General features: G+C 70.0%; 10 protein-coding genes. 3 read left to right on the top strand and 7 right to left on the bottom strand.

Annotated features, from left to right (window positions below):
* Positions 1–275 precede the first annotated feature (275 nt).
* From DBV10_RS11900 to DBV10_RS11885, 4 genes are read right to left on the bottom strand one after another with little or no spacing between them, the layout of a single operon-like run.
* Entirely contained in the window at positions 276–2,639 is a 2,364-nt protein-coding gene (locus DBV10_RS11900; RefSeq protein ID WP_124513849.1) for an EAL domain-containing protein, read from the bottom strand.
* Positions 2,636–3,232, bottom strand: a complete 597-nt coding sequence (locus DBV10_RS11895) for a methylamine utilization protein (RefSeq protein ID WP_124513887.1) — start codon at positions 3,230–3,232, stop codon at positions 2,636–2,638. The genes DBV10_RS11900 and DBV10_RS11895 overlap by 4 nt, the downstream gene beginning before the upstream one ends.
* 56 nt (positions 3,233–3,288) lie before the next feature.
* Positions 3,289–4,182, bottom strand: coding sequence for a DUF4394 domain-containing protein (locus DBV10_RS11890; RefSeq protein WP_124513848.1), 894 nt, complete (start codon positions 4,180–4,182; stop codon positions 3,289–3,291).
* A 25-nt stretch (positions 4,183–4,207) separates the two neighbouring features.
* Entirely contained in the window at positions 4,208–4,441 is a 234-nt protein-coding gene (locus tag DBV10_RS11885; RefSeq protein ID WP_124513847.1) for a hypothetical protein, read from the bottom strand.
* A 156-nt stretch (positions 4,442–4,597) separates the two neighbouring features.
* On the opposite strand from DBV10_RS11885, the gene DBV10_RS11880 reads away from it, so the two are divergent.
* On the top strand, positions 4,598–6,304 hold the full coding sequence (locus DBV10_RS11880) for a methyl-accepting chemotaxis protein (protein WP_124513846.1): 1,707 nt from the start codon (positions 4,598–4,600) through the stop codon (positions 6,302–6,304).
* A 17-nt stretch (positions 6,305–6,321) separates the two neighbouring features.
* Here the strand turns inward: DBV10_RS11880 and DBV10_RS11875 are convergent, their stop codons facing one another.
* Complete coding sequence (locus DBV10_RS11875) at positions 6,322–7,056, bottom strand: Crp/Fnr family transcriptional regulator (protein WP_124513845.1); 735 nt, start codon at positions 7,054–7,056, stop codon at positions 6,322–6,324.
* A gap of 140 nt (positions 7,057–7,196) precedes the next feature.
* On the opposite strand from DBV10_RS11875, the gene DBV10_RS11870 reads away from it, so the two are divergent.
* Entirely contained in the window at positions 7,197–8,405 is a 1,209-nt protein-coding gene (locus DBV10_RS11870) for an ABC transporter substrate-binding protein (protein ID WP_124513844.1), read from the top strand.
* A gap of 111 nt (positions 8,406–8,516) precedes the next feature.
* Here DBV10_RS11870 and DBV10_RS11865 read toward each other — a convergent pair whose 3' ends face one another.
* A complete protein-coding gene (locus tag DBV10_RS11865) occupies positions 8,517–9,329 on the bottom strand; it encodes a general secretion pathway protein GspB (protein WP_124513843.1) in 813 nt (270 codons plus the stop codon).
* Between the two features lie 5 nt (positions 9,330–9,334).
* A complete protein-coding gene (locus DBV10_RS11860; protein ID WP_124513842.1) occupies positions 9,335–11,089 on the bottom strand; it encodes an ExeA family protein in 1,755 nt (584 codons plus the stop codon).
* A 232-nt stretch (positions 11,090–11,321) separates the two neighbouring features.
* Here DBV10_RS11860 and DBV10_RS11855 point away from each other — a divergent pair, with 232 nt between their 5' ends.
* Positions 11,322–13,268 carry a long-chain fatty acid--CoA ligase gene (locus DBV10_RS11855; protein ID WP_124513841.1) on the top strand — a complete coding sequence of 649 codons (1,947 nt, stop codon included), beginning with the start codon at positions 11,322–11,324 and terminating at the stop codon, positions 13,266–13,268.
* Positions 13,269–13,298: the final 30 nt, after the last annotated feature.

Raw genomic sequence — 13,298 nt, 5'->3', positions numbered from 1 at the left:
AACGGGCGGGCCGGGGGGCTCGGGGCGGCGGCGCAGGCCGCACGGGCGCGGGCTTGGCCGCCAGGGTGGGGCGGCGCAGCACGGGGCGTGGCGCCGCAGGCGCCGAAGAAGGGGGGCCGCCGGCATCGGTGGCCGGGGCGGCAGCAGGACCGGCTGGCGGGCGAGAAGAGGAAGAAGACATTGCGCGTATTTTCGCCTGCGGGCCGACCGGGGTCCACATTCCATGCGGCCGACCGCGCCCGGAGCGCCGTTGCGGCCGGAAAAAATGCAGATTTCTACCCCTGGCGCGCCTGCCAGGCCAGGAAATCCTCGACCGGCAAGGGCCGCGTGATGTGGTAGCCCTGCGCCTCGTCGCAGGCCAGGGCGCGCAGCTGCTCCAGGATGGCGGCGGTTTCCACGCCCTCGGCCACCACCGTGAGCCCCAGGTTGTGCGCCAGGTCGATGGTCGAGCGCACGATCATCGCGTCGTCTTCGCCCGTCTCCATGCCCATCACGAAAGACTTGTCGATCTTGAGTTCATCCACTGGCAGGCGCTTGAGGTAGGCCAGCGACGAGTACCCCGTGCCGAAGTCGTCGATGGACAGCTTGAAGCCCTGCTCGGAGAGCCGGTTGAGCATGGCCTCGGCGCGCTGGGGATCGTCCATGATCGCGCTTTCGGTGATCTCCAGGCAGAAGGCACTGGCGGCCACGCCGTGGCGCGCGAGGATGTCGGCCAGCCGGTTGCTCAGCTCCGGGTCCAGCAGGTCGCGTGTCGAGAGGTTGACCGACACCCGGAGCGGCAGGCCGCGCGTGCGCGGGTCGGCCAGCAGCCGGGCCACCTCTTCGAACATCCACAGCGTGAGCTGGCGCACAAAACCCGTCTGCTCGGCAAACGGGATGAACTGCATGGGCGGCACCAGCCCCCGCTGCGGGTGCTGCCAGCGCACCAGCGCCTCGGCCGCCAGGCCCGCCTGGCCATGCAGCGGCACCTTGGGTTGCAGGTACAGGCGCAGCTCGCCGTGCTCCACCGCCTGGCGCAGCTCGGTCAGCAGCGACAGCGTCTGCGTGCTGGCCGAGTCGAAGGCGGCGTCGTACTCCAGCGCCCCGCTGAGCTTGCGCTTGGCCGCATACATCGCGATCTCCGAGCGGCTGAGCAGGGTGTCGGCATCGTCCGCATCGCCCGGCCAGCAGGCAAAACCGATGCCGGCGCTCAGGTCCACGGTCTGGTCCTCGAACGCCAGTGGCTCCTCGAACGAGTGGTTGATGCGCTGGGCGATGTCGTGCGCAGCGGCGGCGTCTGCGTTCAGCAGCAGGATGGCGAACTCGTTGCCGCCCAGGCGCGCCACCATGTCTTCGGGCGAGCGCACCTGCAGGCTCAGGCGCCCGGCCACGGCCTGCAGCAGGCGGTCGCCAAAGGCATAGCCCAGCACGTCGTTCACATGCTTGAAGCGGTCCAGGTCCAGGGTGAGCACCGCCACCGGCTGGGGCACAGCGGCGGGGGTCGTTCGGCCCGGGTGTTCGGGATGGCCGGCCAGGGCGCGCACCACGGCCTCGCGAAAACGCTCCCGGTTGGGCAGGCCGGTGAGGCGGTCCCAGTAGGCCAGGCGGCGGATCTCGGTCTGCTGCGCCGCGATGTCCACCCGCATGTGGTCGAACGAGCGCGCGAGGTTGCCGATTTCGTCCATGCGGCCGGTGTGTTCCAGCGGCGTGTCGTACTCGCCGCGCGACAGCCGCTGCGTGGCGGCCAGCAGCGAGCGCAGGGGCGTGGTGAGCCGCTGCGCTACCAGCCCGGTGCCCACGGCAAACAGCAGCACGCCGGCCACGGTGATGATGGCCAGCAGCACCTGCAGCTGGCGGTAGGGGGCGACCACCTCGTCCACCGAGCGCAGCAGCAGTGCATGCACTTCGCCGCCCACGCTGTCGAGCGCCCGGGAACGCACCAGCAGCGTGCCCTCGGCCGTCTGCAGCTCCCCCACCGCACCGCCTTCGCGCCGCAGCAGCGCCAGGGCCTCGGGGGGCAGCGTGGTCACGGGCACTTTCACCACGCCGTCCGCGCCCTTCACCACCAGCGCCACATGCACCGCCAGCAGCTGCCGCACCTCGTCGGCACGCGACTGGTCGATCGGAAAGCCCATCAGCACCCAGCCAATCACCACCGGCGCGCGCATGGGCACCATCACGAACTGGTAGGGCACGCCGTCCATCACCACGGTCTGGCTGCCCTGGGGCTGGCTGGCCAGGCGCGGCACCACCTGCCGCAGCGTGGCCGGAAACTGCTCCATGCCGCCCGACAGGCTGACCGCGCGCAGCGTGAGGTCGGTGCCCAGCAGGGCCGTCACGGCCGCCCCGATGCGGCTGCCGTGGTTCTCCAGCACCGACTGGATGGTGTCCTCGTCCCCCGAGTTCACCGCCGAGCGAAAGCCGTAGTCGGCCGCCAGCAGGGCCGAACCCTGGCGCAAACGCTCGGCGTTCTGCTCCAGCAGGCGGCGCCAGATGTTCTCGTCCAGGTCCAGCGCCTGCGCGATCTGGGCGCGCGCATTGCGGTCGATGGATTCGCGCACCACGGCAAAACCGGCCGCCTGCACGATGAGCAGCAACAGCAGCGACAACCCCACCAGCCGCAGGATCAGGCTGCGCCGGGCCAGGCGCAGCCGCGTCAAGGCTGCAACCCCGTCAAGCGCACCGAGGCCGTGGCAGCGCCGGTGGCGGGCACCGTCAGCGCCTGCTCCATCGCCGGAGCCCCCACGGGCAGGCGTGTGTGCCAGGTGCGCAGCGTGTAGGTGCCCGGCGGTACGTTGTCGATCTGCACTTTGCCGGTGGCCGCTGCCGAGCGCGCGAAGTAGGGGGTGTCCACCACCAGAATCCAGCCCACCATCTGGTCATGGATGTTGCAGCCCAGCGTGACCACGCCGGGCCGGTCGAACAGCACGGGGTTGGAAGGCGTGCCGGTGTAGAGCTTGAGCTCGAACTTCTTGGCAGGCGAGAACGAATACACATGGTGCCGCACCGTGTCGCGGTTGGGAAAGAGCACTTCCGTCCCGGCCGTCACCACCAGCACGCCGGGCACGAACTGGCGCTTCTCCTGCGCCATCTCCACGCCGGCCAGCGGGCGGGCCTGCTTGCGCGCATCGGCCGAGTCCAGAAACACCACCGCATCGGCCAGCGGCTTGCCCGAAGCGTCTGCCACCTCCACCTGCACCGTGCCTGCCTGAACGGCCGCGCAGCCCACCAGGCCCGCCGCGCACACAGCCATACCGGCCGGGCGCCAGCCGGCCAGGCAGCTGCGCAGCAGGAGCGCTCCGCCAGGCCTCATGGTTCGATCGCCATGCCCAGCAACGGCGTGCCCTCGCCCACCGTGCCCAGCGGCCGCGTGGCGCCGGTGGCCAGGTCCACCTGGTGCAGGCGGGTCTGGTTGTCGGCTGCCGTGCGCACCGCGATCAGCGCCGTGTTGCCCACATCTGCAATGTCGAAAGCCACATCCGCGAGGGGCCCCAGGCCCAGCGAACCCACGGTGCGCAACTGCCCCGAGTTGGGCGAAACCACCGGCACTGTGCCTTCGCGCGAGCCCTGCATCACCAGCACGCCCAGCGCGCGGTCGATGGCGTAGTTGGTGGTGATCTTGCTGTCGTTCGGGTTGTAGGTGTAGGCCGCCCCGGCGATGTCGGGCCGGCGGCGGGCGTTCACGTCACCCCAGGCATAGCGCAGGGCGGGGTCGGGCTGCACGCCCTCGACTGCGGGGTCACCATCCACCACCGCCCCGGTGTCGGGGTGCAGGCGCAGGTTCTGGCCGGTGCTGGACACCACGCGGATGCGGTCGGCCGCCGGGTTGAAATCGAAGCCGAACACGCTGCCGTTGAGCGGCAGCACCGCGGGCGCGGCACCGACGGGGCGCAACGCGCCCGTGGGGATGTCAAGCGTGTACAGGCGCCCGGCCTGCGACAGCGCATAGAGCACGCCCTTGGCCACACGGAAGTCGATGCCCACCAGCCGCTCGCCGGCGGGCAGGCCCGTCACCGGGCGCCGCTCCAGGATGCGGCCGGGCTGCCCGGCGTGGAAGGTGATGAGTTCGTGCGACGCCGTCACGGCGACCACCGTCTCGCGCAGGCCGCTATCGGGCACCGGTGCGGCGCAACCGGCCAGCACGGCCCATGCCAATGCGGCCCAGGCAGCACGGAGCTTCGAGAAGCAAAAAATGGAATGCATCAGAGACCTCGCAACTGTTACAGGTTTATACCTGATCGCCCCCCAGCGCGCCGGTCCGCAGGGCAAACCCTCGGCCGGGCATGAACATCAAAAAAGAGAGCAAACTTTCTTTCCTTGCCAAGCGCTTGCAGCGATTTTTTCGTCCATCGCTCACCACGCCCTGTTGCACTTTCGCGCAGCCGCACCACAAAAGCAAGCCGGCCGATTTGTAACCGGGCCGGCCATGCATTTCGGGCATGGCGGCATCCGCAACGCTCATGACGCAGGGCGGAGTTTCTGCCTACACTGCGTCGAGCGTGCGCCCCGCCCCGCCCGCCGCCCCGTGGGCACCGATATTGCTTCGGTCCGTTCGCACCGGTTTCCCGTGCCCGTTTTGATGATTCCCCCCTGCGCCCACCGAGACACAAGGACCTCCATGCCTGCCGCCACCCCCCTCCAATCCTTGTCGATCTCCAGCCGGCTCAGCCTGGGCTTTGGCTGCATGCTCGTGCTCGTCATTGCCGTGGCGGCCCTGGGCCAGCTGTCGGTGAGCCAGGTGCACGAGCAGATGCGCCAGATCACCGGTATCGGCGCGAACAAGGCCAAGCTGGTCAACGGCATGCTGGAAAACGTGAGTGCCATCGGCATCCAGAGCCGCTCGGCGGCCATGCTCAACGACATCGACCCCAAGCAGGCGCGTGAGCAGATCGACGCCGTCGGCAAGACGCTGAAGGACTACGCCACCCAGGAAGCCGCGCTGGCCGCGCTGCTGACGCCGGGCAATGCCACCCCGGCCGAGATCCAGCTGCTGGCCGAGGTGCAGGAACTGGGCCGCAAGGCGCGCCCCGAACTCGCCAATGCCACCAAGGCCGCCGACGATGGCGACACCGTGAGCGCCACGCTGGCCCTGATGACGCGCGTGGCCCCGGGCGAGACCGCCTGGCGCGCCAAGCTGCGCGAGCTGATCGAGTTGCAGAACACCCTGAACGCCGAAGCCACGGCCTCCACCGAGCAGACCCAGGGCAACGCCCGCCTGGTGGGCGGCCTGCTGGTGCTGCTGGCCATCGGCCTGGGCGCCCTGATTGCCTGGCGCATCACCACCAGCATCACCGCGCCCATCGGCCGCGCGGTGGTGGTGGCCGAGCGCATTGCGCGCGGCGACCTCACCTCGCAGGTCGAGGTGCGCATCCACGATGAAACCGGCCGCCTCCTGGAGGCCATCGCCGCCATGCAGGAGCGCCTGCGCACGCTGGTGGGCGAGATCGGCCAGACGGCCGACTCCATCCTCGTGGCCAGCTCCGAGGTGGCCTCGGGCAACCTGGACCTGAGCCAGCGCACCGAGCAGACCTCGCACAACCTGCAAAGCGCCGCCACCTCGCTGGTGGACCTGACCGGCACCGTGTCGCAAAGCGCCGACTCTGCCTGCCAGGCCAACCAGCTGGCGTCCACCGCGTCGGACGCGGCCACGCGCGGCGGCGAGGTGGTGTCGCAGGTGGTGCGCACCATGGACACCATCAGCGCCAGCTCGCGCAAGATCGCCGACATCATCAGCGTGATCGACGGCATTGCGTTCCAGACCAACATCCTCGCGCTCAATGCCGCCGTGGAGGCCGCGCGGGCGGGCGAACAGGGCCGGGGCTTTGCAGTGGTGGCGGGCGAGGTGCGCAACCTGGCCGGCCGCTCGGCCAACGCCGCGCGCGAAATCAAGGCCCTGATCGGCGCCAGCGTCGATCAGGTGCAGGAAGGCAGCACCCTGGTGAACCACGCGGGCAAGACCATCGAAGAGCTGGTGCTCTCCGTGCGCCGCGTGTCCGACATCATGGGCGAGATCACCGCCGCCACGCAGGAGCAAAGCCAGCGCATCGGCCATGTGAGCCAGTCGGTGGGCGCACTGGAAGAGATGACCCAGCAGAACGCCGCGCTGGTGGAAGAAGGCGCGGCCGCGGCCGACAGCCTCAAGGACCAGGCCGGGCGCCTCACGCAGATGGTGGGCACCTTCCGCCTCTCGCGCAACGATGGCGGCGGCGAGGACAGCTGGGGCGCATCGCCCCCGGCGGCATCCCCCGTGCCCGCACGGCGCAGCGCCAGACCGCACGCACCGGCCCTGCAGGCCCGCAGCACGCTGCCGTCGCTGCCGCGCTGAATATTGGGGGGGGCGGCTCAGCCCCCCTTGAGCTGGAAGATGCTCGACCGCAGCGCCCCCAGGTCCAGCACCCGCAGGCCGCCATATTCGATGCGGATCGCACCCTGCCCCTCCAGCGCCGCCAGCGCCTCGTTCACGCGCTGGCGCGACAGCCCCACCAGATAGGCCAGCTCCTGCTGCGTGATGCGCAGCACCTCGCCCACGCCCGGGTACAGCACCGGATTGAACAGCGACGCCAGGCTGCGCGCCACGCGCACGTCGGGGTTGTTCAGGCGGTCGATCTCGCGCGCCGCGATGAACTGGCCCAGGCGCTCGTTGAGCTGGTTCATCACAAAGCGGTTGAAGCCGATGGAGTGGTCCAGCAGCCAGTGGAAGGTGTCGATGGGCAGGCCCGCCACCACGCTCTTGCGCAGCGCCTGGATGTTGTAGCGGTAGGGCTCGCGCTTGAGCGCCGTGCCCTCGCCAAACCAGCCCCCGGGCGGCACACCGGTGAAGGTCATGGTCTGGCCCTGGGCGTTGTCGCTGCTCATCTTGAGCAGCCCCTCCACCACGCCAAACCAGTAGGTCACCGGCCGGCCGATGCGGCACACGTAGTCGCCCGCATTGGCATCGCCCACCAGCAGCGAGGCCACGGCGCGCTCGCGCTCGGCGGGCTGCAGCTGGTCCAGCCACGGGATGCCGCCCAGTTCTTCAGCGGTGGGGGGCCTGCGCCGCTGGTGCAGCGACAGGTCCTGGTTCATTCGGGAGTCCATGGATGCGATCCGTTCGGTGGGGTCGGAGGTACGGGAAATCCTGATTCGAATTGTCGTCAGAAAGACAAAAAAATGCCAATCTCCACCGGATGATGGCGCCTCCCCGCACCTCAGGTCGGGGCTACCGAGGAGACAAAGCCATGAACAAACACCCATTCACCGGGCCCGGCACCGCCGCACCCGCCCACCCCGCCCCCCGCAGCGGCCTGGGGCGGCGCCAGGCGCTGGCCGCCGTCGCCGCCCTGCCCTGGGTGGGGCTGGGCGGCTTGGCAGCCACAAGCCGTGCGCACGCGCAGGACGGCGCCATCCGGATCGCGCAGTCCACCGCGCTCACCGGCCCGCTGGGCGACCTGGGCTCGGCCATGCACCAGGGGGCCAAGGCGGCGTTCGCGGCCCTCAATGCGCGCGGTGGCATCCACGGCCGTGCCATCGAACTGACCACGCTGGACGACAGCTACGACGTGCCCAAGGCGCTGGCCAACGTGGAGCAGTTGCTGGCCGACCCGGCCACCTTTGCGCTGTTCAACTGCATGGGCACGCCCATGATCGACGCCATGCTGCCCAAGGTGATCGAGAGCGGCATCCCGTTCTTTGCGCCCTTCACCGGCGCACAGCTCAGCCGCACCAAGGCGCGCAATGTGTTCAACATCCGCGCCAGCTATGCCGACGAGGCCGAAAAGCTGGTGCAGCACCTGTCCACCATCGGCATCCAGCGCATCGGCATCGTCTACCAGAACAACACCTTCGGCAAAGAAGTGTTCAGCGCGGCCAAGCAGTCCATGGACCGGCTCAAGCTGCCCGAGGCGCTGGCCGTGACGGTGGAAAACAACGCCTCGGACGCCGGCAGCGCCGCCGCCAAACTGGCGGGCGGCCACCTGGAGGCCGTCGTGATCGGCCTGGCCGGCAAGCCCACGCTGGAGTTCGTCAAGGCCTTCCGGGCGCTCCAGCGCGGCGTGACGCTGTACGCGCTGTCGGTGATGGGCACGCCCGCCACCGTCAAGGCCCTGGGCGCGGACGCCACGGGCATGGCGATTTCGCAGGTGGTGCCCCTGCCCTCCAACGTGGTGATGCCCGTGGTGCGCGAGTTCCAGGCGGCCTGGAAGGCCTCGGGTGCCACGGCCGAGCCCTCGCACCTGGCGCTGGAGGGCTACATCAACGCCCGCGTGTTTGCCGAGGCCCTGCAGCGCGCGGGCCGCAACCCCACACGCGCGGCCTTCATCGACGCCACCTGGAACCTCAGGAAATGGGACCTGGGCGGCTTCGAGATCAGCGCCAGCAGCCCGGAGCGCAACGCATCGCGCTTTGTGGAGCTGACGCTGGTGGGGCGCGACGGGCGCTTCATCCGCTGAACCGCCTGCGGGGCGCTGGGTCGGCCACGCATGCTATTTATTTAATAGCACACACCGCTTACCCAAAAAGCGCTAGCGCCGCATTGAATTCAAACCCCGCGCCGGCCTGCGCTACTGCGAGGCCAGCCCGTAGCGGTAGCCCTTGAACGACCAGATGGTGCGTCCGGGCTCGATCCGCTCCAGCAGCAGGCCCGGCCCCGCCGGGTCGCCCTCGTGCAGCACCTGCCCGTTGACGATGGCCATGCGGTACGCCGGGTTGCCGGAGTAAGTGACGCCCGAGATCTTGAGCGAAGGCAGCTGCGCGCGCACGGCCTCGGGCAGGTCGGCCTGCGCAAACACCGTGCCGGTGGCCGTGGTCGGCGCAGGCGCGGCGGCCACGGCGGCAGGTTCGGGCGCGCGCGCCGGGGCTGGGTCCCGGGCGGGATCGGCACGGGGGCGGGGAGGAGGAGGCTCTGCGCCTGTTCCCCGGGGGGCATGGACCTGCGGCGCGGGCTTCTCACGCGGCGGGGCCGCGCTGCGCTTCTCAACTGAGCGGGGTTCGGGCGGCGGCGCAAGCACCGCGGGCACAGGTGTTGGCGCAGGCGTGGGCGCCAGGGCCGGTGCGGGGATGGCCTGCGCAGCCGGTAGCGCCACCGCAGGCGCAGCGGGGGCGATGGGGGCCGTGGGTGCAACGGGGCCCGGTGCGGGGGCCGCAGCCACCACCACCGGGGCCGGGCGCTGCGGCTGCATCACCCACCAGGTGCCTGCCACGGCCACGGCCGCCACGGCCACACCGGCGGTGGCCAGGCGCCACGCAGGGGCGGCCGGCCGTTCGGCCACGGCGGCCGCGCCGGGCACCGGGACGGCCTGTGTGTGCAGCCCCGGCACGGCACCCCGCCCCCGCTCGGCTTCCGCGCGCCGCAGCGCATCAAGGATGTAGGACATGGGGATCAGGCTCCTGTGCGCAGACGGGGTTCGCTCACGCCATTGACGCGGTTGAGCAGCATGAGGGTCAGGGGGCCGGCGCGGCCGTCGGGCGTGACGCCCTGGGCGAGCTGGAAACGCTGGATGCGGGACTGGCGCACCGCCGGCGTGGCCGCCCGCCCGTTCGCCCCCGCACCGCCGGCCGCGGCCGTGGCCAGTTGCTTGTCGAGCCAGGCGGCACCGGCACTGGTGTCGGCAATGTCGCCCTTGTCCGGCATGCCGGGCGGGGTGCGCCACAAGGTGGCGATGTCGCCGCGCCAGACCTGTGCCAGCTCGGCCACGGGCACCTGCAGCGTGCGGCCCGCGCCTTCGAGCGTGGCCAGGTCCTTGTCCAGGCCCCGCAGCACCACCGAGACCGGTGCATCGGAGTCTTCCGAGGGGTACAGCGCCAGCAGCACCGGCCGGTCGATCTGGCGCACCAGGTTCAGGCCCGCGCGGCGGTTGCGGTAGCAGCGCAGCCCCTCGCGCGGCAGCGTGGCGCAGGCGTCCGCGCCCTCGGGCAGGCGGGCGCCCCAGCGCGTGGCCAGCGCCTGCCAGGCCGGGGCATCGCTGGCCGGCTGTGCCGCCAGCCACTGCTGCAGCGCCGACAGCGGCTCCGCTGCGCCCCCCTCGGCGCCCGGCACCGATGCCGCACTGGCCGGCGCCGACGGGGACGCAATCGCCACTGCAGCACTGGCCGGCGGTTGCAGCCCCCCGGCCGCCAGGGGCGCTGATGCGGCGGCGACAGCAGCGCTGGCGGCAACGGCTGGCCCGCCCGCCGGTGTGCCAGCCGAGCGTGGCGCCAAGGGCCAGCCGCCCAGGGCCCAGCCTCCTGCCGCCACCAGGGCGGCCCCGGCCACCACGCCCAGGCCCGCCACCGCCCAGCGCGGCAAGGCCAGGCGCGCGGCGGCCGGTGCAGACGCATCGAACACCTCGCGCGCAGCCCGCTGGACGATGGTGGCGCTCACCTCGCGCACCCCGGCGGCATAGGCGCCCAGCAGGGCCCGGTCGCACAGCAGGTTGATGCGCCGGGGCACGCCGCGCGACAGCGCATGCACGCGCGCCATGGCGCGCTGGCTGAAGGGCACGGGGCCCTGCAGGCCGGCCACGGCCAGGCGGTGGACGATGTACTGCTGGGTCTCGCGCGGGCTCAGTGCATCGAGGTGGAAGCGCGCAATCACGCGCTGCGCCAGCTGCTCCAGCGAGGGGCTGGCCACCATGGCGCGCAGCTCCGGCTGGCCGATCAGGATGATCTGCAGCAGTTTGCGCTCGCTGGTCTCCAGGTTGGTGAGCAGGCGCAGCTGCTCCAGCACGTCGGCCGAGAGGTTCTGCGCCTCGTCGATGATGAGCACGGTGTTGCGCCCGGCCCCGTGCGCGGCCAGCAGCGAGGCATTGAGCGGGTCGATGTAGTCCTTGACCGTCTCCACCCCGCCCGGCACGGTGGGCTTGTGCGGCACGCCGAACTCGTCGCAGATGGAGCGCAGCAGCTCGCGCACCGTGAGCTTGGGGTTGAAGATGTAGGCCACGTTGCAGTGCGCCGGAATCTGCTCCAGAAAGCAGCGGCACACCGTGGTCTTGCCCGCGCCCACCTCGCCGGTCAGCAGCACAAAGCCGCCACCGGCATCCAGCCCGTACAGCAGGTGCGCCAGCGCCTCGCGGTGGCGTTCGCTCATGAACAAATAGCGCGGGTCTGGAGCGATGGAAAACGGGGGATGCTGGAGACCGAAAAACGGGGCGTACATGCACCGAGGATACCGCCCCCCTGTGAAGCCTCGTCCCCCAGGCCCCCGGTACCCCAGGACGGAGGCTCGGCGCACCGAGGCAGGGTTTTACCCAATGAGGAGTTTCCCGTAAATTGTCGTCGGCAAGACAAGATGGCGTCAAAGTGGGTCCTAGCATTCCCCCATCGCGCAATCACAAGCTTGCGCCCCCGGCTGTCACCGGGCGGACACCCACTCACTTTTAGGAACCGGAATGAAGACCACGTTCCCGCAACTGCTGCTCCAGCATGCCGCCGAGCGCCCCACGGCCCCGGCCCTGCGCGAAAAAGAATATGGCATCTGGCAAACCCACAGCTGGGCCGACCTGGTGCGCCTGGTGGAACAGGTGGCCGCCGGCCTGCACCTGGCGGGCCTGCAGCGCAACGAGCACATGGTGGTGATTGGCGCCAACCGCCCCCGCCTGTACGCCACCATGCTGGCCGCGCAGTCGCTGGGCGCAATCCCCGTGCCGCTGTACCAGGACGCGGTGGCCGCCGAGTGCATCTTCCCGCTCAACAACGCCGAGGTGCGCTTTTGCATGGTGGAAGACCAGGAGCAGGTGGACAAGCTGCTCGAGATCCGCGAGCAATGCCCGCAGATTTCCAACATCTTCTTTGACGACCCGCGCGGCCTGCGCAATTACGCAGAACCTGGCCTGGCGTCGCTGGATGCGCTGATCGAGGCGGGCGCCGCCCATGTCGCCAAGCACCCCCAGTGGTTCCGCGCCGAGGTGGCCAAGGCCCAGCCCGACGACGTGGCGGCGATGTTCTTCACCTCGGGCACCACGGGCAACCCCAAGGGCGTGGTGCACACCCACAGCACCCTGCTGGACCGCGCGTCGGCCGGCGCCGAGTTCGACAAGCTCACCAGCAGCGAGGAAGTGCTGGCCTACCTGCCCCCGGCCTGGATCGGCCAGAACATCTTCAGCTACGCCCAGTGGCTGGCCTGCGGCTACGTGGTCAACTGCCCCGAGTCGGCCAGCACCGTGACCATCGACCTGAAGGAAGTGGGGCCCACCTATTACTTTGCGCCGCCGCGCATTTTTGAAGGCCTGCTCACCAGCGTGATGATCCGCATGGAGGATGCGGGCGCCCTCAAGCGCAAGATGTTCCACGCCTGCATGGCCGTGGCCCAGCGCGTGGGCCCGGCGCTCATGGACGGCCAGCCCGTGGGCCTGCTCGACCGCATCAAGTACGCGCTGGGCAACCTGCTGGTCTACGGCCCGCTGCGCAACAACCTGGGCTTCAGCCGCGTGCGCGTGGCCTACACGGCGGGCGAGGCGATTGGCCCCGACCTCTTCACCTTCTACCGCTCCATCGGCATCAACTTGAAGCAGCTTTACGGCTCCACCGAGACCGCCGTGTTCGTCTGCCTGCAGCCCGACAACCAGGCCCGCGCCGACACGGTGGGCGTGCCCATCCGGGGCGTGCAGATCAAGGTGGCCGACAACGGCGAGATCCTGGTCAAGTCGGCCGGCCTGCTCAAGGAGTACTACAAGAACCCCAAGGCCACCGAAGAGGTGCTGACCGCCGACGGCTGGTACCACACCAGCGACGCGGGCTTCCTCGACGCACACGGCCACCTCAAGATCATCGACCGTGTGAAGGACGTGGGCCGCATCAAGGGCGGCGCCAACGATGGGGCCATGTTCGCGCCCAAGTACGTGGAGAACAAGCTCAAGTTCTTCCCGCACATCAAGGAAGTGGTCGCGCTGGGCGACGGCCGTGAGAAGGTTTGCGTGATGGTCAACATCGACTTCGACGCCGTGGGCAACTGGGCCGAGCGCCGCAACCTGCCCTACGCGGGCTACACCGACCTGGCGCAAAAGCCTGATGTGTACGAGCTGATCCGTGAGTGCATTGAGAAGGTCAACGCCGACCTGGCCAGCGACACGCTGCTGGCGGGCAGCCAGGTGAGCCGCTTTCTGGTGCTGCACAAGGAGCTGGACGCCGACGACGGCGAACTCACGCGCACCAACAAGGTCCGCCGGGGCTTCATTGCCGAGAAATACGCGGTGCTGGTCGATGCGCTCTATGCGGGCCGCACCGAGCAATACATCGAAACCCAGGTCAAGTTCGAGGACGGCCGCACGGGCAGCGTGAGCGCTACCCTGAAGCTGTCCGACACCAAGACCTTCACCCCGGTGAAGGCCGCCGCATGAAACCCGCTCTCTACCCGCTTGAGAAGCCCC

It is taken from the genome of Acidovorax sp. FJL06, from assembly GCF_003852545.1.
Lineage (GTDB): Bacteria > Pseudomonadota > Gammaproteobacteria > Burkholderiales > Burkholderiaceae_C > Acidovorax.
The sequence above is the reverse complement of the archived record's forward strand: the minus strand, read 5'-3'. Positions and strand labels throughout refer to the sequence as shown.

What these genes read in the sequence shown, in the direction of transcription:
- DBV10_RS11875 (WP_124513845.1), bottom strand. Translation starts at nt 7,056, where the DNA reads ATGGACTCCCGAATGAACCAGGACCTGTCGCTGCACCAGCGGCGCAGG.
- DBV10_RS11895 (WP_124513887.1), bottom strand. Translation starts at nt 3,232, where the DNA reads ATGGCTGTGTGCGCGGCGGGCCTGGTGGGCTGCGCGGCCGTTCAGGCA.
- DBV10_RS11860 (WP_124513842.1), bottom strand. Translation starts at nt 11,089, where the DNA reads ATGTACGCCCCGTTTTTCGGTCTCCAGCATCCCCCGTTTTCCATCGCT.
- DBV10_RS11865 (WP_124513843.1), bottom strand. Translation starts at nt 9,329, where the DNA reads ATGTCCTACATCCTTGATGCGCTGCGGCGCGCGGAAGCCGAGCGGGGG.
- DBV10_RS11855 (WP_124513841.1), top strand. Translation starts at nt 11,322, where the DNA reads ATGAAGACCACGTTCCCGCAACTGCTGCTCCAGCATGCCGCCGAGCGC.
- DBV10_RS11890 (WP_124513848.1), bottom strand. Translation starts at nt 4,182, where the DNA reads ATGCATTCCATTTTTTGCTTCTCGAAGCTCCGTGCTGCCTGGGCCGCA.
- DBV10_RS11880 (WP_124513846.1), top strand. Translation starts at nt 4,598, where the DNA reads ATGCCTGCCGCCACCCCCCTCCAATCCTTGTCGATCTCCAGCCGGCTC.
- DBV10_RS11885 (WP_124513847.1), bottom strand. Translation starts at nt 4,441, where the DNA reads ATGAGCGTTGCGGATGCCGCCATGCCCGAAATGCATGGCCGGCCCGGT.
- DBV10_RS11870 (WP_124513844.1), top strand. Translation starts at nt 7,197, where the DNA reads ATGAACAAACACCCATTCACCGGGCCCGGCACCGCCGCACCCGCCCAC.